Annotated in this window: 16 protein-coding genes; 5 read left to right on the top strand and 11 right to left on the bottom strand. The window is 58.7% G+C overall.

The features are described 5' to 3' along the window. Window positions 1-23 precede the first annotated feature (23 nt). Window positions 24-758 carry a MerR family transcriptional regulator gene (locus C1N56_RS13090; protein ID WP_031279872.1) on the top strand — a complete coding sequence of 245 codons (735 nt, stop codon included), beginning with the start codon at window positions 24-26 and terminating at the stop codon, window positions 756-758. 167 nt (window positions 759-925) lie between these two features. On the opposite strand, the gene C1N56_RS13095 is transcribed toward C1N56_RS13090, so the two are convergent. From C1N56_RS13095 to C1N56_RS13110, 4 genes are read right to left on the bottom strand one after another with little or no spacing between them, the layout of a single operon-like run. Next, a complete protein-coding gene (locus tag C1N56_RS13095; protein WP_394516745.1) occupies window positions 926-1,657 on the bottom strand; it encodes an ABC transporter permease in 732 nt (243 codons plus the stop codon). Beyond that, the gene (locus C1N56_RS13100) at window positions 1,657-2,592 is read right to left on the bottom strand and encodes an ABC transporter ATP-binding protein (RefSeq protein WP_021508457.1); all 936 of its coding nucleotides are present in this window, start codon (window positions 2,590-2,592) and stop codon (window positions 1,657-1,659) included. The genes C1N56_RS13095 and C1N56_RS13100 overlap by 1 nt, the downstream gene beginning before the upstream one ends. Then, the gene (locus tag C1N56_RS13105) at window positions 2,585-3,751 is read right to left on the bottom strand and encodes an ABC transporter permease (RefSeq protein ID WP_182688961.1); all 1,167 of its coding nucleotides are present in this window, start codon (window positions 3,749-3,751) and stop codon (window positions 2,585-2,587) included. The genes C1N56_RS13100 and C1N56_RS13105 overlap by 8 nt, the downstream gene beginning before the upstream one ends. 3 nt (window positions 3,752-3,754) lie before the next feature. Beyond that, window positions 3,755-4,663, bottom strand: a complete 909-nt coding sequence (locus tag C1N56_RS13110; RefSeq protein ID WP_058780854.1) for a glycine betaine ABC transporter substrate-binding protein OsmF — start codon at window positions 4,661-4,663, stop codon at window positions 3,755-3,757. 217 nt (window positions 4,664-4,880) lie between these two features. Between C1N56_RS13110 and C1N56_RS13115 the strand changes: the two genes are divergently transcribed. Continuing rightward, window positions 4,881-6,347: an MFS transporter gene (locus C1N56_RS13115; RefSeq protein WP_021508460.1), complete on the top strand. Its 1,467-nt coding sequence runs from the start codon at window positions 4,881-4,883 to the stop codon at window positions 6,345-6,347. Window positions 6,348-6,378: 31 nt separating this feature from the next. Here the strand turns inward: C1N56_RS13115 and idi are convergent, their stop codons facing one another. From idi to C1N56_RS13130, 3 genes are all read right to left on the bottom strand, one after another. Continuing rightward, window positions 6,379-6,912: an isopentenyl-diphosphate Delta-isomerase gene (idi, locus tag C1N56_RS13120; protein WP_058757829.1), complete on the bottom strand. Its 534-nt coding sequence runs from the start codon at window positions 6,910-6,912 to the stop codon at window positions 6,379-6,381. A gap of 193 nt (window positions 6,913-7,105) precedes the next feature. Further along, entirely contained in the window at window positions 7,106-9,001 is a 1,896-nt protein-coding gene (locus C1N56_RS13125) for a methyl-accepting chemotaxis protein (RefSeq protein WP_058769488.1), read from the bottom strand. 358 nt (window positions 9,002-9,359) lie between these two features. Beyond that, on the bottom strand, window positions 9,360-10,757 hold the full coding sequence (locus C1N56_RS13130) for an amidohydrolase family protein (RefSeq protein WP_127833831.1): 1,398 nt from the start codon (window positions 10,755-10,757) through the stop codon (window positions 9,360-9,362). Window positions 10,758-10,901: 144 nt separating this feature from the next. On the opposite strand from C1N56_RS13130, the gene C1N56_RS13135 reads away from it, so the two are divergent. After that, the gene (locus C1N56_RS13135; RefSeq protein WP_394516746.1) at window positions 10,902-11,786 is read left to right on the top strand and encodes a LysR family transcriptional regulator; all 885 of its coding nucleotides are present in this window, start codon (window positions 10,902-10,904) and stop codon (window positions 11,784-11,786) included. 158 nt (window positions 11,787-11,944) lie between these two features. Here C1N56_RS13135 and C1N56_RS13140 read toward each other — a convergent pair whose 3' ends face one another. Continuing rightward, on the bottom strand, window positions 11,945-12,679 hold the full coding sequence (locus C1N56_RS13140) for a sulfite exporter TauE/SafE family protein (protein ID WP_394516747.1): 735 nt from the start codon (window positions 12,677-12,679) through the stop codon (window positions 11,945-11,947). 100 nt (window positions 12,680-12,779) lie between these two features. Here C1N56_RS13140 and C1N56_RS13145 point away from each other — a divergent pair, with 100 nt between their 5' ends. After that, complete coding sequence (locus C1N56_RS13145; RefSeq protein WP_394516748.1) at window positions 12,780-13,673, top strand: LysR substrate-binding domain-containing protein; 894 nt, start codon at window positions 12,780-12,782, stop codon at window positions 13,671-13,673. A 51-nt stretch (window positions 13,674-13,724) separates the two neighbouring features. Here C1N56_RS13145 and C1N56_RS13150 read toward each other — a convergent pair whose 3' ends face one another. Next, a complete protein-coding gene (locus C1N56_RS13150) occupies window positions 13,725-14,834 on the bottom strand; it encodes a suppressor of fused domain protein (protein WP_058769485.1) in 1,110 nt (369 codons plus the stop codon). A 226-nt stretch (window positions 14,835-15,060) separates the two neighbouring features. Between C1N56_RS13150 and C1N56_RS13155 the strand changes: the two genes are divergently transcribed. After that, the gene (locus C1N56_RS13155; RefSeq protein WP_058757834.1) at window positions 15,061-15,354 is read left to right on the top strand and encodes a hypothetical protein; all 294 of its coding nucleotides are present in this window, start codon (window positions 15,061-15,063) and stop codon (window positions 15,352-15,354) included. On the opposite strand, the gene C1N56_RS13160 is transcribed toward C1N56_RS13155, so the two are convergent. After that, window positions 15,345-16,226 (bottom strand): oxygenase MpaB family protein, encoded by an 882-nt coding sequence (locus C1N56_RS13160; protein WP_394516749.1) that lies wholly within the window; start codon window positions 16,224-16,226, stop codon window positions 15,345-15,347. The two genes, C1N56_RS13155 and C1N56_RS13160, sit on opposite strands and share 10 nt — an antisense overlap. Window positions 16,227-16,371: 145 nt before the next feature. Then, a complete protein-coding gene (gene bglX / locus C1N56_RS13165) occupies window positions 16,372-18,669 on the bottom strand; it encodes a beta-glucosidase BglX (protein WP_166719994.1) in 2,298 nt (765 codons plus the stop codon). Window positions 18,670-18,759: the final 90 nt, after the last annotated feature.

Genomic DNA, 18,759 nt, shown 5'->3' on the forward strand with positions numbered 1-18,759 from the left:
AGGTCAGAATTTTAGAGGATGCCATGGCCTTATACAGTATCGGTGATGTTGCCGAGCGCTGTGGAATTAACCCGGTAACCCTGCGCGCCTGGCAGCGTCGTTATGGATTGTTAAAGCCGCAGCGCACTGAGGGTGGTCATCGACAATTTGATGATGAAGATGTTCAGCGGATCGAAGAGATCAAACGCTGGATAGAGAGCGGTGTGCCTGTTGGCAAAGTCAAAGCCCTGCTTGAAGGAGAGACCTTCAACGTGCATGACGGCTGGACGGCGCTGCAGGAAGAGCTGATGAGCGTGCTGCGCCACGTGCGCGCATCCAAACTGCGCACCAAAATCGCCACCATTGGCCGTGAACACCCGGTCGATGCGCTGATTGACCACGTTTTTGTACCGGTACGCCAGCGTCTCGGGCTGGATCAAAATACCGCCCGCACCATGTGCAGTCTGCTGGACGGCGCACTGATTGATTATGTCGCGTTCTGTCTGGCAGGCGCGCGTAAAAAAGCCGGCAAAGATGCCTTAATGATTGGCTGGGGCGTAGAAGATCGCACCCGCATCTGGCTGGAAGCCTGGCGCTTAGCGCAGCAGGGCTGGCGCATTGATGTGCTGGCGGAACCGCTGGATATGCCGCGTCCGGAGCTGTTTCCCGGCCAGCATCTGTTTATCTGGACCGGTAAAAAGCCGACGCGCCGCCAGCTGGAGCAGTTCGAACACTGGCAGGCTCAGGGCTTCTCGATTCACGTCCACGAACCGACCTGAAAAATCGCACATGCGGCCTTTGCCTTACCGCATGTGCGCGTTATCATGCCGCACTTCATGACTTTTCTCAGGTTTACCTATGAACTGGAATAAAATTCTCATTGGCACCCTGTTTGCCATCATGGCGATTGGCGGCATGGGCGGCATGATGCTGGTTGGCTACAGCCTTATTCTGCATACCCACTGAGTGCGTGCTGCAACCGCTCCAGCAGCCGGTCGCAGATCAGCGCCAGCAGCGCCACCAGCAGCGCGCCCTGAATCACATAAGCGGTATTGAAGCCGCTCAGACCGATAATCACCGGCGAACCCAGACTTTCCGCCCCGACGGTTGAGGCGATGGTCGCGGTGCCGATGTTGATCATCACTGAGGTGCGCACGCCCGCCATAATCATCGGTGCCGCCAGCGCCAGCTCTATCTGCCACAGACGCCGCCACGGTCCCATTCCCAGACCGACGGCGATCTCACGGCTGCTGGCCGGAACGCTGTCCAGTCCCGCCAGCGTGCCTTGCAGAATCGGCAACAGCCCATACAGAAACAGCGCCATCACCGCCGGCGCAGCGCCAAAGCCCATGACCGGCACGGCAATCGCCAGCACCACCACCGGTGGAAAGGTCTGGCCGGCAGCCGCCAGCGTCTCCAGCAGCGGGCGGAACGCCCTGCCGCCGTGACGGGTAGCGAAGACCGCACAGCCAACGCCCACCACTATTGCCAGCGCGCTGCCGCTGATCACCAGCAGCAGATGGGCCAGCGCCAGCTGCCAGAAACTCTCCTGCTGGTACAGCGGACGCTCCAGCTGTGGAAACCAGTGCGCAAACAGCGGCGCACTGTGCGGTAACCCCCACAGCAACAGCAGAAATATCCCCAGCAGCCAGTAGAGCGGATCGCGCAGCACTCGCATCAGCCCGCCTCCTGCTGTCGCAGCAAATCGCTAAAGTGCAGCACGCCCAGCGGCTGCTGATGTTGATCGACAACCGGTAATTTGTCGGTGCGCCGCGCAATAAACTGCGACAGCGCCTCGCGCAGCGTCAGCCCGGCGGCGATCGGTTCCGCCTCCAGCCACTCACCGCGTCGTGCCGCACTGCCGGCCCGCCCCAGCGCCAGCAGACGCACGCCCAGCTCGCTGCGGCCAAAGAACTGGCGCGCGAAATCACTGGCAGGCTGCGTCAGCAGGTCAATCGGCCGTCCCTGCTGCACAATCTCTCCGCCGTCCATCAACACCAGCTGATCGGCGAGAGTTAACGCTTCGTCGATATCGTGCGTCACCAGCACCACAGTGCGCCCCGACAGCTGCTGAATGCGCAGCATCTCCTGCTGCAGCGCCTGCCGGTTGACCGGATCGAGCGCGCCGAACGGTTCATCCATCAGCAGCAGTTCCGGGTCGGCCGCCAGCGCGCGCGCCACGCCAACACGCTGCTGCTGACCGCCGGAGAGCTGGTGCGGATAGCGCGACGCCAGCTGACTGTCGAGATTGAGCAGCGCCAGCAGCTCCTCAACCCGTGCGGCAATTTTTTCCCGCGGCCAGCCGAGCAGCGACGGCACGGTGGCGATATTTTTGGCCACATTCCAGTGTGGAAACAGGCCGATGGACTGAATGGCATAGCCAATGCGCCGCCGCAGCGCGCGCGCATCCATCTGCTCGATCGGCTCACCGGCAAAACGGATTTCGCCGCTGTCATGCTCAACCAGCCGGTTAATCATCTTCAGCGTGGTGGATTTACCCGAGCCGGATGTGCCGATCAGCACGGTAAAACTGCCCTTCTCAATCTTCAGCGACAGGTTGCGAATCGCCTCTTTACCGGCGAACGCTTTGCTTACCTGATGAAATTCAATCATGTCCTCTCTCCAGCAGCGCCGACAGCAATCGCAGCAGCGCATCGAATATCACCGCCAGCGCCACCACCGGAATCACGCCCAGCAGCACCAGATCCAGCGCGCTGCTCAGCAGTCCCTGAAACACAATGGCGCCGAAGCCGCCGGCCCCAATCAGTGCGGCGACTACCGCCAGCCCGACGGTTTGCACCACCACCACGCGCAGTCCGGAGAGCCACACCGGCAGCGCCAGCGGCAGCTCGGCGTGCCAGAACTGCTGCCAGCCACTCATGCCCATGCCGCGCGCGGTTTCACGCACCTCCTGCGGCACCTGCTGCAGCCCCGCGACCACGCTGCGCACCAGCGGCAGCAGTGCATACAGCACCAGCGCAATCAGCGCCGGCGCGACGCCAATCCCGCTGATACCGAGGCGCGCCAGCAGCGGAAAATGCGCCGCCAGCCCGGCCAGCGGTGCAATCAGCAGGCCAAACAACGCCACAGACGGCACGGTCTGGATCAGATTCAGCACGCTGAAGGCGGCATGTTGCCAGCGGGCACGACGCGCGATGGCAAGTCCCAGCGGCAGACCAATCAGCAAGGTGGGCAGCAGCGTGCCGCCCAGCAGCAGCAGATGCTGGCTGAACGCGGCGTTAAAGACGGCGGTGCGATTGCTGTACTCTTTCAGCAGCGACAGCGCGTCCAGCTGACCACTCAGCAGCAGTATCAGCGGCGGCAGCCATAGTTGCAGATTAAGCAGAATACGCAGCGGCGTCTGCTGGCTAAGCTGGCGAATCGCTTCGGCGGCCAGCAGCAGCGCTAATCCTGCCGCACACCAGAGGCCGCTGCCCAGCGCGGTGCGCGCCAGCGGGCTGCCGCTGCGGGCCAGCTCACTGGCGGCGTGGCCGCCGATGCCAATCAGCAGGGCGAACAGTAGCTCCGCGCCCAGCAGCTGCGCCAGCGCCGCGCCGCGACCTGGCGGCCACCACAATCCCAGCCATAGCCATAACAGCGGCAGCAGCAGCAGCCAGCCCGCCGTTACCTGCCAAAGCATCAGCGGCTGTCCGGAGACCAGCCGGTTAGCCGCGTAGCTCAGCAGCGGTAGCGCTCCCAGCGCCAGCGTAATCAGCAGCGTCAGCACCAGCAGCACCGGCTGCTGGCGCGGTCGGTTTATCCGTGACAGCACCGCTTACAGCAACTTATTCTGCTGCAGCCACTGCTGCGCCACCTGGCTGGCGTCCTGACCGTCAACGGCGATTTGCGCGTTGAGCTGCTGCAGGGTTTTCTCATCCAGCTTGCTGAACACCGGCTGCAGCCAGTCGGCAATCTGCGGGTACTGTTGCAGCACGCTGGCGCGGATCACCGGCGCGGGCGCGTAAATCGGCTGTACGCCCTTCGGGTCGCTCAGGGTTTGCAGGCCGAGCGCCGCGACCGGGCCGTCGGTACCGTAAGCCATCGCCGCATTGACGCCGGACGTTTGCTGGGCGGCCGCTTTGATGGTAACAGCGGTGTCCCCGCCAGCCAGCGACAGCAGCTGTGACTGGCCCAGCTTGAAGTTGTAGGCTTTCTCAAACGCTGGCAGCGCATCGCTGCGCTCGATGAACTCCGCCGACGCCGCCAGCTTAAAGGTGCCGCCTTTTTTCAGGTAAGCGCTGAGATCGTCGAGGGATTGCAGGTTATTCTGCTGCGCGACATCGCCGCGCACCGCAATGGTCCAGGTGTTGTTAGCCGGTGCTGGCGTCAGCCACACCAGATGATTTTTCTCTGCATCGAGCTTTTTCACCTTCTCATAGCCCTGCTGCGCGTTTTTCCACGCCGCGTCCTTCTCATCATTGAAGAAGAACGCCCCGTTGCCGGTATATTCCGGATAGATATCCAGCTCACCGGCGGTGATTGCGCCGCGCACCACCTGCGTGGTACCGAGCTGGATTTTATTCACGGTTTTTACCCCATGCTGGTTCAGCACCTGCAGAATGATGTTGCCGAGCAGCGAACCTTCAGTATCGATCTTGGAACCTACCTTGACCGGGTCCGCTGCCTGCACGGCCCCGACACTCATCGCGAATGCGATCATCCCCAATAAACCCTGCTTAATCATGGCGCTTTCCTCAGCATTATTTTCTTTCAGTGATTATCAAGCGTAGCCTGGCGAAACGGGATGGGTGCGGTCAAGCGGCGCAATTCGTTCTTTTTCTGCTATCCGTTGCCGGTTTTATAGAACGCTTTGGTTGCCCTTATAACCAAATAGAATTTTTCACATCCGTGGCGCGGCTTATGCTCATAGCCCCACTCTTTACAATAAATCACACAACATCATGTCTGACTTAACCTCTTCGGCGCACGTGGCGCTGGCAGGGAATACGCCGCAGGGCGAGACGCAGTGGATTCGCAGCGCGGCCGACGTGACGCGGCTGGTCAATAACAGTAACGCCTCGCGCAGCAATGCACGCATCGTCATCGCCATTGCGCTGGGCGGGGTTTTTCTCGATGCCTACGATCTCGGTGCGCTGGCCTTCGGTATTAAAGATGTCACGCGCGAATTCAATCTGACGCCCGCCGGCACCGGCATGGTGGCGTCGGCTATCACCTTTGGCGCGATCGTTGGCGCGCTGATCGGTGGCTATCTCACCGATAAAATTGGTCGCTATCGGGTCTTTATGGCCGATATGTTCTTTTTCGTGGTGGCGGCACTGGCCTGTGCCTTTGCGCCGAACGAGTACGTGCTGGCGGCGGCGCGCTTTGTGATGGGGCTCGGCGTCGGCATCGATCTGCCGGTGGCGATGGCGTTTCTGGCAGAGTTTTCCCGACTGCGCGGTCAGGGCAATAAGGCCGCCAGCGTCGCGATGTGGTGTCCCACCTGGTACGCGGCGATCAGCATCTCCTATCTGCTGGTGCTGCTGCTGTACGCGGTGCTGCCAGAGAGCCATACTGACTGGCTGTGGCGATTGATCCTCGGCTTTGGCGCGGTACCGGCGCTGTTGATCATCGCCATCCGCAGTCGTTACATGAGTGAATCACCGATCTGGGCGGCAAATCAGGGCAACCTGCAGGGCGCAGCGGCAATCCTGCGACGGTCATATAACATTAACGCGGAGGTCGCGCAGGATGCCGAGCTCACTGCCGCACAGCCAGTACGTAAAGCCAGCTGGCGCAACTACGGCGCGCTGCTGCAGGGCGTTTACCGCCGCCGTACGCTGCTGGCAACGATAACCTCGATTGCCTCGTCGTTCGCCTATAACGCCGTGGCCTTTGGCCTGCCGGTGATCATCTCCAGCTTCCTCGCGCAGTCGATGCTGACCACCATTCTGGTCTCGCTGGCGCTTAACCTGCTGTTTGCCTTTGTCGGGGGGCTGCTGGCGGTACGGCTGGTGCCGCGGCTGGGCGCATGGAAGATGTCGGTGGCCGGTTACGCCTGCCAGTGTGCGGCGCTGCTGGGCCTGGCGCTGATTGGTCGCCCGGCCGGCGGCGAGGAAGCGGCCCTGGCGATTGCCATGCTGGCGCTGTTCCTGTTCGGTCAGGGGTTTGGTCCGGGTTCGCACACCATGACCTTTGCCTCACTGAGCTATCCGGCTTCGCTGCGTGGCGTGGGCGTCGGCTTTAACCAGACGCTGATGCGCGCCAGTTCGACGGTATCCCTGTTTGTGTTTCCGCTGCTGGTGGCGGCGTTCGGCACCGGCGTGTTCTGGGTGATCCTGCTCGCACCGCTGGCCGGATTACTGGCGCTGCTGGCGATTCGCTGGGAACCGTCAGGCTATGACGTCGATGCGGAAGATTTTCAGTAAGCGGATAACGCCTCAGCGATGAGGCGTTGGCTCAGGCGGTGAGGCGGAAATCGCCCAGCGTGTTGGGGATGCGTGGAAAAGTGTGCAGGAACCACGGCGTGAATTTTGCCGGATTGTCGCGCATCTCCTGCTGAATCTGTTCGACTGAGCGGTAACACCAGTCGTCAGCCTCATCAAGGTTGAGCACCGGCACTTCGTCACTGATGGCGAAAAACACGTGACCGTACTCGTGTTCGATCAGACCGTTGCTGAGCGGCAGGTTATAGCTCAGTTCAAACACCGGCGTTAACGCCAGATCCAGTCCCATCTCTTCACGCAGGCGGCGCTCAGCCGCATCGCGCGTCGGCTCCTGCGGGTAAGGATGGCTGCAGCAGGTATTGCTCCACAAACCGCCGCAGTGATACTTGCTTTGCGCCCGGCGCTGCAGCAACAGTTCATGGCGCGAATTGAACACGTAAACCGTTACCGCACGATGCAGCAATCCTTTCTCATGCACTTCCAGCTTTTCCATCTTGCCGGTGGGACGATCGAGGTGGTCAACGAGGATAACTTCAATGGCGGGCATGACAACTCCTTCGGAAAAATCCCCACTATTGTACACAATAGCGGAAGCGGCAGCGGAGAAAATCGCGCACATTCCGTGCGCTGGCGCGATAAGCAGTAAGCTTAGCAGCCAGCGGATAATTCTGGAGAATAAGGCAGGAAAAAGCGTGACAGCGGCGCAAAAAACGCGCCGCTGTGCTTTCTGACGGGATGAATTACAGTTTGAAGCCGTGCACCACCTGCTCAAGCTGCACGCTTTGCTCTTCCATGGCGCGCGCCGCTGCCGAGACCTGCTCCACCAGCGCCGCGTTCTGCTGGGTGCTGCCGTCAAGCTGGGTAATCGCCACGTTCACCTGTTCGATCCCCATGCTCTGCTCGCGGCTGGCGGACATGATTTCGCTCATCAGCGTTGTGACGCTGCTGACGCCCTGCATCAGCTCGTCCATGGTTTGTCCGGCCTGCTCCACCAGCTGGCTGCCGGTGTCGATATTGGCCACCGACTCTTCAATCAGCTTCTTGATTTCGCGCGCCGAGTTGGCGGAACGCTGCGCCAGATTGCGTACCTCCGAAGCCACCACGGCAAACCCGCGACCCTGTTCACCGGCGCGCGCCGCTTCTACCGCCGCGTTGAGCGCCAGAATGTTGGTCTGGAAGGCGATGCTGTCGATGACGCTGATGATATCCACCACCTTACGCGAGGAGTGATGGATTTCGCCCATGGTGCTGACCACCTGACGCACCACTTCACTGCCGCGCGCCGCCACCTGGGACGCGCCATCTGCCAGTTGGTTGGCGTGCGTGGCGTTGTCGGCGTTCTGGCGCACCGTGCCGGTCAGCTCTTCCATCGACGCGGCGGTTTGCACAATGGAACTCGCCTGCGATTCCGTCCGCGCCGAGAGATCGGCGTTGCCGCTGGCAATTTCGCGTGAAGCCGCGGTAATCGCCAGTGCGCTGTCGCCCACCTGGCGCATCAGCCCCTGCAAATGGGCGATGAACTGGTTAAAGCTTTGCGCCACAGCATTGAATTCCGGGCTATTGCTGGCCGGCAGACGCTGCGTCAGATCCGCACCACCAGTCGACAGCGCTTCGATGTTTTGATGCAGCAGATTCAGGCGTTTCATCATCGCGCGGACAAAGCCAAGCAGCACCAGCAGCAGCAGAATCGCCAGCGGGATCTGGACCAGGCCGAGACGGGTCAGCATGCTGTGCGTCTGCGCATCCAGCAGCGCGGACGGTACGTCGCTGGCCAGATACCACGGGCTGCCGGGAATGGCCTGCAGGAACAGCGTGTGCTCACCATCTTCTCCGCTGAAGGTGGTTTGCGACGGCTGAGAACCGGCCTGTGCCAGCAGCCCTTTCAGCGCCGCCGCCATTGGCAGCTGGGTATCAGCCAGATTTTCCAGCTTCGGCGTACCCTCCAGCAGCGCGGCATTGCCGACCACTTTGCCGTCCGCTTCGACAATCAGTACGCGGCCATGAATCGCCTCACCCATCTGCTGCGCCAGCTGGTTGAAAAAGCCGAGCGTGACGTCAATGGTTGAGACGCCCCAGACAGTGCCGTTACGGTAAATCGCCATGGCGCAGTTGGTGCGCGGCTGCGGGCTGGCGGCATCCTGATAAGCCTTCGCCCACGCGCACTGGCCTTTTTCTGCGGCCATGCCATCTTTGTACCACGGCTGCTCCCAGTATTTGTCGGCAGCATCGGAGTTCCAGTAGGTGTTGACCTGCAGCTGGTTGCTGGCGTTACGCGCAAAGAACGAGCTGTCTTTCTCTTTCGCCGGATCGCGCCGGTTAGGTAACGGCCAGATACCGCCGCCGAACACGTTGCTGTCCTGATACTGGTTAACCAGCGCCGGCAGCAGCGTATCAATGGCGGCGCTGTCCATCACGCCCGCCGCTTCGGTAATGGCACGCTGCTGCGCCTGCACGCGGTTCATCTGCTCGACGATACGCCCGGCGAGACCATCCACCTCATAGCGCACCAGCCGGCTTTCGTTCTGGCTAAGCTGTGGCGCGATGAACTGGTTGATCACCAGGACGGTGACCAGCATAAGAACAACGAAGAATGCGACTAAAGTCGCGGTAAAACGGGATTGTGTGGTTTTTAACATCGGTGTGCCCTTACCCTGGTGTGGCGAGTTGCCTGATCGAGGTTAACGGCTTGTTACAGAGGAACTTGAGGTGCGCCAGATCACAAAATGGTTAACTGATTGAATAGTGTGATCATAAGAGCGCTTATTGTCACTGGCCTTACCCTGCCTCCTTTCTGACCGCTCTGGTGTTAACTTCGGTGACAGTCAGCACGTAAATACTGAGGCTGAAGGCCCTGGTCGTGAAGAAAAAACCGGCGGTGAGCGGGTCGCCGCCAGGCCTTTTTACAAGCTAAATGTTCAGCGTAGTCTGCAGGGTAATAGCAGACCTGTAGCAAAGCTATTACGTAATAAACTAAGCTCGTGCTGTTCGTCTCTGTTAGTTTGCCTGCACCAGCGGCATAAAGTTTTCCGCAAAAATATCTGGCTCATAACCCGCAGCGGCAAACAGGTGCGCACGCGATTCATCAATGGCTGCGCGGAGGCGCTCGCTGTCAACACCCGAAATTTTACCGTTCTGTTTGACGATGCGTCCGCCGATCAAAACAGTGTCGATGTTACTGCGTTCGGTTGCATGCACCACCGTACCAAAAGCATTTCCATCAGGATAAAGGTTGAGATCTGTAGCATTAATCAGCAGCAGGTCGGCCTGTTTACCAGGAGTCAGGCTGCCCACCTTATCCTGCATTCCCGCACAGGCAGCACCATCAATGGTTGCAGATTTAAGAAGCTGCTCTGCCGGAAGCGTTGTCAGCGAATGCTCTGAATCACAGCAATGCTGCTTATGCATGCCCATTACACGCTGCAGATAAAACGCCACGCGCATTTCCATAAACATGTCGGTGCTGTATGACGTTTCGTTGTCCACGCTAAGGCCAGGATGGATGCCATGACGCCGTGCGGCCTCAATGGCAAACATTCCGTTCTCAATACCATAATGCGAATCTGAGCGCGGGCAGACATTCACACGGACACCGGCTTCGCGCAGAATTTCCCATCCCTGATCTGGCAGTGCCGTGCAGTGATTGAATATATTGTCCGGACCCAGCAGGCCCTGCTTATGCAATGACTCAAGTTCAGAAGCCATCTCAGCACCGAAAAATTCAGTGACGATGGGCAGTCCCAGCCGGCGTGCTTCAGCCCATAGATCAGGCTCCAGTTGAGCCATGACACCCAAAGAAACGAGGCTTTCAGGATTATTTTCGAAATATTTTTTCTGCAGACGCTGCCAGTTACCCGGCCAGTGCGCTCTATTCCATTCGCCTGCTACCGGCGCACCTGAAGCGTGGATGGCACGTATGCCGGCATCAAGCAGAGCCTCTACGGCAGCGTCAGAATGTGCAGCAGTACGGCTGTTGTGGGAATTATCAATGATTGTTGTGATGCCGGCGTCGATAGCACTCAGTGCGGTCAGGAGGTTACCGATATACATATCGGCTGGCCGATAGTACCTGGCAAACGAGAAGTGCGTGGCGTTGCTGTAGTCGTCCAGACAGGTGGCATTTGGATTGATGCGGCGCAGCTGCCCCTCCCATGAGTGACGGTGCGAATCGACCATCCCCGGCATGGCAATCATGTTCGTAGCATCAATTACACGTGCCCCATGAGCATCCAGATTTTGACCTACGGCACTGATGGTTGAGCCGGTGACAAGAATATCACCGCGTTCAAGATTACCGACGTTATCATCCATGCTCAGTATAGTGGCGCCACTGATGAGCGTCATCGGCGGGTTTACGGTCTGGTTATTAACAATATCTCTTCTGTAATCGCTCATTTAAATCGCCTCGTTTCGTGTTGACAGGAAGACGATAGGTCACACAATTACATTGAAAAAGATGCTAAACGCGCTTTCATAATTCAAAATTTGCGAACAATGATATTTAATAGGGGCAGAAATCAGAGGTGTGGGAGCAGGTGAATGGATCGACTTCAGGCAATGCAAATCTTTATAAGGGTGGCTGAAGCCGGAAGTTTTGTTCGTGCTGCCGAGACATTGTCCCTGCCGCCCTCAACGGTCACCAGTTCGATTAAGGGTCTTGAAAAATACCTGCAGGTACGGCTGTTTAACCGTACGACAAGGCGGGTAAATCTCACTGCTGAGGGTCTCCAGTATCTTGCGCAGTGCCGCGAAATACTGTCGTTAATCGAGCATACGGAATCCAGTCTGACGGATTCCAGTAAACGGCCGCAGGGGCGGCTACGTGTGGATATGCCAGGTGGCATTGCCCATTTCATTGTCATGTCAAATCTGAAAGATTTTTACCGCCGTTATCCGGATATTTATCTGATGATTGGGGTGAGCGATCGTCAGATAGATCTCGTTCAGGAAGGCGTGGATTGTGTAATAAGAACAGGAGAATTGCTAAATTCCACGCTAGTTGCACGTCCACTGGGCCGGTTTCGCTGGGTGACATGTGCTTCACCGAAATATCTCAGCGAATATGGCATACCGCAGTCACCTGAAGATTTATCCCGGCATCGGGCAGTCCACTATTTTTCAGACCAGTCCCGGCGTAATGGCGAATTGTGTTTCGTGCAGAATTCAGAGCCGCTTTCCGTGGCTGTCAGCGGCCAGGGTGCTGTAAACGAAACAGGACTCTACATTAGAATGTGTCTTGAAGGTTTTGGGCTGGCCCAGCTTGCCGGAAATATTGTTTCTGAGCACCTGCAGAAAGGAACGCTGGTTGAAGTACTTAACGACTGGCAGCCACCCTCAGTGCCGGTCAGCCTGCTTTATCCCCATCAGCGCTTCCTTTCCCCTGCCGTACGCGCATTTGCAGATTGGATAGAGGAAATCATCTGACAGGTCTGTCTCACGCACATTTCGGCCTTGCATTACTGACGCACCACAGCATGGTGCGAACAGTATCTATTGCTTAGTTGAGCGATGACGCAACGTTGAGATGCAGATTGGGCTGACCCGCTACGCTTAAATTATTTCAAGGGTGATAAAGATTAATTTCATGGTGCTCCTGACCAGGCATTAACGATTAATCCTGCGCCGGAAATAAACAGAATGACGTCTATCAGCACGGCAAATTGTGTGACTGACAGTCTCTGGACTATCACCTTCGTGCTCAGGGTGCCCAGCATAATGCCACTGCCCACTAACACACCGGTGAGCACAACCTGCATTGAGAGCGCCTGCTGGAAGGCGAACGTACTGACCTTGCTGAAATATAACAGCAAGGCGCTCGATGCTTCCGTGCCAATAAACGCGCCACGGCTTAATCCATAGGCGGTAAAAATCAGCACGCTCACCGGTCCGGTGGTGAGAACCAGTCCTGTCAGAAAACCCACCACACCACCACAAAGCCCTAACTGCTTTATCGAGAGCGTCCAGTGACTGTTTTTCAGGCTGCGTCTGACCAAAATCATCACCCAGAAAAACAGACCCAGCGCGCCATCAATGAGCCAGGCAGGTAAAGAGAGCAGCACATGTGCGCCTAACGACGCAGCTGGCACGCCAGGCAGGCTATAGGCCAGAGTGGCGCGCCAGTCGATTTCACGCCACCAGATCGCGATGCGCGAGAGATTTCCCAGGATTGCGGCGATAGCCATGACCGGCATCGCCACTCTGGGGCCGAAATTGCTGACCATCAGCGGTAGCAGCAGTAACGAAGAACCGGTGCCGATGATGCCACTCAGCGCCCCGGAGAGGATCGCGATCAGCGTCACAAAGAGATAATCACCCACTGACTTTCCTCATTTTCAACGGCAAAGCACGCATCTTAATGAGGGCAATTCGATCATAATATCGATAAATATTGCCAACTCCTGATACTAAAAGTCACAGATGAAAAAACGTAACCTGCCACCGTTGAATGCATTGCGGCTGTTCGAAACGGCCGCGCACGCCAACAGCCTGAGTGACGCGGCTGAGGAATTAGGGATGACTCACGGTGCCGTTAGCCGCCAGATCAAATTGCTTGAAGCGTGGCTGGGACAACCGTTATTTGAACGTCAGGGACAGCGCAGCGTGGCGGCGGAACATGCCCGGGCTTTTGCCGCAGAGATCAGCACCGCTTTTGACATCATCAGCGATGCTGCGGTGCGCTTTGGCAAAACACCCAACACCCGCACGATACGCGTCAATGCGCAAACCACCTTTGCGATGCACTGGTTGATCCCGCGCCTGCCGGCATTCCACCGCCAATATCCTGACATTGAAATCTCGGTATCCACCTCAAACAGTTCGGAGGTGAAAGGGCTATCTGGCTTTGACGTATTGATTCGCCGGGATGCGCTGAACAAACCTGAATGGCGTTACTTTGAGAAGAAAGCGTTATTTGAGGAAAAGCTCACCCTGATTGCCGCGCCGAAACTGTTAGCCACAAAAGCGCTGAACACCCCTGCAGACCTGGCGACCCACGTTGTCGTGTTATCCAGTACGCGGTCAGGCGAGTGGGAACGGTGGATGAAGCAGGCTGGCGTCGGGGAGGTGCGTCCGGAACGTTTTCAGCGATTCGAACACAATTATATTAGTCTGCAGGCGATTATTGATGGCGTCGGTGTGGGTATCGGTGGAATACAAATGCTGGGACATGATCTGCAGGGCAACCGGCTTGTCACCCCGTTAGCTGTTGAGGCGAAGGGGAGCCGCTACGTGGCGTTAATTGCGCCTGACGTGGACAAATCATCCTCGCTAAACCGCTTCGTCGCATGGCTGGAAGGGGAAGCATCCGCTTAATACCCGCCTGGTCGCTGCCAGAGGGGTATGTCGGGGCTTTTTCGGCAGGCACTACGGTGCGGACTCCACCACTTCCTGGCGCGGACGGAACACATGATCGCTGCCCTGCGCCAGCAAACGCTGCAGCAGCTGCTGGCCGCCGCGATCGTCCGCCTGGGCAAACAGCCGCTCGGCTTCGGTGATCGGCGTCGCCCACAGCAGATTTGGCCGATCGCCGTCGCGCTTCGGCAGCCGCAGCTGTGCACTTTCGCCCGCCAGCCCGTTGGCCAGCAGGAAGCTTTCAAAGCCGACCGGCGCAACTTCCGACGCCAGCGTGTGCCCTTCGCCAATCCACGTCAGCCGCGCCCACGGCAGATGAGCAAACTCCGCCAGCGCGCTGGCCATCTGTACCGCGTTGGCCTCGGTCATCACTTCACCATCCACCGCCATCGCCAGCTCTACACGCCGGTACTGCGGTGCCAGCTCGTCAAACAGGTAATCCACCTGCGGCATCGGCCGGATACTCATGCCGAGCGTGAAGAAATACCACACGCCGTTATGCCAGTGCTGCGAAATCGCCATCGGCGGCCAGTTGCCCTGATCGATGGCGTAATATTTTACCGACTCACCAAACTGCGCCTGGTAACGTTGCAGCAGCTCGCTCTGCACGCGATCCCACTGCTGGCCATCGTGCCAGTCACGCCAGAAATGACGCTGCTGTTCGGCGCGCGCGTAGTAATCGTTGGTGGAGGCTGAGCCGAGCGGCGCGGTGAGACGGTTCTCTTTGATGCAGCCCGCCGAGAAGCTGACCTGCTTGTCCTGATACAGGCTCCAGCCGGGGATCACCGCCAGCAGCTGGCCGTAATACCACAGCGCGGCACCGTCGTCGCTGGGCTCCCACAGAATCTGCAGGCCGGCCGGATCGAGCATCGGCTCCGCTTCCAGCGTGCGGCAATAGCTGGCGCTGAGCAGCGGCGCAATACCCTGCTCCATCGCTTCGCGATCTTCCTGCGCCGGTGCCGGCAGCAGATTGCGCAACCAGCAGCCGCGCACGGCGTACTGACTGCGGAACAGGTCGTTCGGCCAGATATAAAAATAGGCGGTACGCGCATCCTGTTCGACGATGGCGGTTAAAGTGTGTTGCTGATTCGGCACCTCAGCAATCAGAGGTTGGTGTGTCATAACGCCTCGACAATGCCTGGAGGGATCCATTTTCCCCGAGAATAGAGCAGGATCGGCACTCGCGCCATGTGACACAAGGGTAAAACTCTCAAAGTGCGCCAGGCCATCGTTCAGCCCGGCTTAAGAATGGCAGGGGCAGCGGCGGCGAAGCTTCAGATTTTTTTGCGATTCTTTTACCGCTTCGCATGCTATTGTCAGCGCACTCTTCTGTTGCGGAGCTGTCGTCATGGTGCTGCAAACCCTCGATCTCAATCTGCGCGAAATCGTGATTCTCGCCCTGCTGCTGTGGCTGTTTGTCCGCTATACGTGGGTGATGGCAGCCCTGACGCTGATAGTCGGTGCCATCGCGCTGCTGGTGCTGCTGCCGCTGGATATCTACTACACGCTGGTGCCGCTGGCGCTACTGGGCGTTGGCCTGGGCATGCTGCTGCATCACTATCAGCAGCGCCAGCTCCTGCTGAAACGCGAGGCGCGCACGCCGCGTAGCTACACCAGCAAGCAGGATGAATTTCACCTGTAACGCGGATCGCGCCCCATGCGCTGCATGGCACGCGCCCAGGCGCCACGCTTGATTGACCAGCGCAACAGGGCGGCAATCAACGCGATCTGCTTATCAATCCGCCATTGCGCCACTGGCCCGATCGGCTGTTGCATCAGCTGTTGCGCCCAGTCGGGCAGCAGACCACAGCCAGCCCGCAGCATGACGCGCATCGCCGGTTTCGCCTGCCAGCTGGGTGCTGGCGCATTAAGCAGCAGCTGCATCACTTCGTGAGTGCGCGCATCGTAAACCAGCTCTGCCCGCATCGCCTGTAAATAGGCCTCAACCGCCTCTACGCTTTTCGGCACCTGCTGCGCACCAAGCGCTTCCGCTACCCGCGCCGCTTCGGCGTAATAACGATCGCGATCGGCGAGGCTGAGCTGCGGATTTTTGTAGCGCAGATGCGCGGCCAGGAAGCGGCTGGTTTCTGCAACGTGCACCCAGGTGAGCAGATGCGGATCGCTGGCGGCATAAGGTTTGCCGGTGTTATCGATGCCGGTGACGCGCAGATGGATGCGTTTAACCCGCTCAATCAGGGTATGCGCATCGGCGGTGTTGCCGAAGGTGGTGACCGCGATGAACTGACTGGTGCGCCGCAGCCGGCCGAGCATATCCTGGCGGAAACTGGAGTGATCCCACACGCCCGCCAGCGCCGCCGGATGCAGCATCTGTAGCATCAGCGCGCTGATGCCGCCGCACAGCATCGCGGGAAAGTCGCCGTGCACCTGCCAGATGATGTGGTCAGGGCCGAACAGGCCGGGATCGCCCGGCGGTTGAGAGATGTCAAATTCGTTGAGCGACAGGCCGTTAAGGCGAAAGACCTGCTGTTCGATGCGGTGGCGGAGATTCATCATATTGACGCGTCAGGCTGGTTAAGCTGGTCGGCATGAATGCCGACCCTACAATGTCACGCCAGCATAACATGTACAGGTTAATGCCGCCCCCGGAATGCTACGACAGCATAACCTGTAGGGTCAGCATTTATGCTGACCCTGAGACTCACAAATAATCGAACTGCGCATCCTGGGTTCTCACCGAATCCAGACCGATCATCACGTTGAATTTGCCCGGCTCGGCGACGTGCTGCATCTTCTGATTCCAGAACTTCAGCGCATCGACATCAATCTTAAAGCGCACAGTCTGCGACTCGCCGGCCTTCAGCATAATGCGCTGGAAGCCCCGCAGCTCCTGCACCGGACGGCTGATACTGGCAACCGGATCGTTCAGGTATAGCTGCACCACCGTGGCACCATCGCGTTTGCCGGTATTCGTCACCGTCACGCTGGCTTCGACCATGCCGTTACGCGGCATGGTCGGTGCAGACATCTTCACCGGTGACACGCTGAACTGGGTATAGCTCAAACCGTAACCAAACGGATAGAGCGGACCGTTGACCGCGTCGTAGTAGTGCGAGGTGTACTTGTTCGGCTTCTCGAAATTGTACGGACGGCCGGTTGGCAAATGATTGTAATAAATTGGAATCTGCCCGACCGAGCGCGGGAATGACACCGGCAGTTTGCCTGATGGGTTGTAATCACCGAACAGCACATCGGCGATGGCGTTACCGCCCTCGGTACCGCTGAACCAGGTCTCCAGCATCGCATCCGCCATGCGGTCCTCATTCACCAGCGCCAGCGGACGGCCATTCATCAGCACAATCACCAGCGGTTTCCCGGTGGCTTTCAGGGCCGCCAGCAGCTTCTGCTGGCTCGGCGGGATCACCAGATCGCTGCGGCTCGACGCTTCATGCGCCATGCCCTGCGCCTCGCCCACTGCCGCCACTACCACGTCCGCTTTTTTCGCCTGCGCGACCGCTTCGTCAATCAGCTGCTGCGGCGAACGGGCATCGACACTGACCGCCTGCTCATACAGGTTGAGGAAGTTCTGGATACCTTTGTTATCGGAAATATTGGCTCCTTTGGCATACAGCACGGTGCCTTTGCCGGCCATGGCGCTGCGCATGCCCTGCAGCAGCGAGACAGATTGCTTCGCCACGCCCGCAGCCGACCAGCTGCCCATGATATCGCGCTGGCTATCGGCCAGCGGTCCCACCAGCGCCACGGTCGCTTCTTTCTTCAGCGGCAGGGTTTCATGCCAGTTTTTCAGCAGCACCATACTGCGGCGCGCCACATCGCGCGCTTCCGCCCGGTGCAGGCGGCTTTCCGCATTGGTGTCCTGCGGATCGCTGCCTTTCGGTCCGAGATGGCTGTACGGATCGTTGAACAGGCCCATGTCATATTTAACGTTGAGCACGTGACGGGCCGCATCGTCGATTTCCGCCATGCTCACCGCGCCGCTTTTCACCAGTCCCGGCAGGTATTTGCTGTAATACTCGTCGCTCATACTCATGTCGATGCCGGATTTCAGCGCAATGCGCACGGCATCCTGCGGATCGCTGGCGACGCCGTGTTTGATTAACTCTTTGATGGCACCGTGATCGCTGATGGTGATGCCTTTGAATTTCCAGTCGTTGCGCAGAATATCTTTCAGCAGCCAGCTGTCGGCGGTGGCCGGGGTGCCGTTCAGCGAGTTGAGCGCCACCATCACGCCGCCGCTGCCGGCATCCAGCGAAGCTTTATACGGCGGCAGATAATCCTGGAACAGGCGCTGCGGACTCATGTCGACGGTGTTGTAATCGCGACCGCCTTCTACTGCGCCGTAAGCTGCAAAGTGCTTAACGCTGGTCATGATGGCGTAGCGGTCGGCGGCGCTCTTGCCCTGCATGGCTTTGACCATCGCACTGCCCATCTGCGACGTGAGATAGGTATCCTCGCCAAACCCTTCAGAGCCGCGGCCCCAGCGCGGTTCACGCGAGACATCCACCATCGGCGCCCAGGTCATGTTGAGGCCGTCGTCTGCCGCTTCATAGGCGGAGATGCGTCCCACTTCGCTAACGGCTTGCAGATCCCAGCTGGCGGCGAGGCCGAGCGGAATCGGAAAAATAGTGCGCTGGCCGTGCACCACGTCATAGGCAAAGAACAGCGGCACCTTCAGGCGGCTGAGCTGCATGACCTGATCCTGCATGGCGCGGATATCCGGACGCGTTACCGTATTGAAAATCGCCCCGACCTGGCCGTGCTGAATCATGTCGCGAATCGCCTCTTTTGGCGTATCCGGACCGACGCTAATCAGGCGCATCTGCCCGATCTTTTCATCCAGCGTCATTTTGCTCAGCAGCTGATTAACAAAGGCGTCGCGCGCCTGTTCCGTCATTGGATGGGGGCCGAACAGGTCGTCCGCAAACGCGGGTTGCACGGCAAGGGAAACAGCGAGGCTAACAGAGTAAATCCATTTCATCAGGTCGGGTTCTCTTAAGTAACTGCGCAATATCGAAATAACCGGGGCAGTGTGCCACAAGATGAGGATAGCAGGTAGCCGCCATTGTCA

The sequence above is a fragment of the Pantoea sp. SGAir0175 genome (assembly GCF_043547855.1).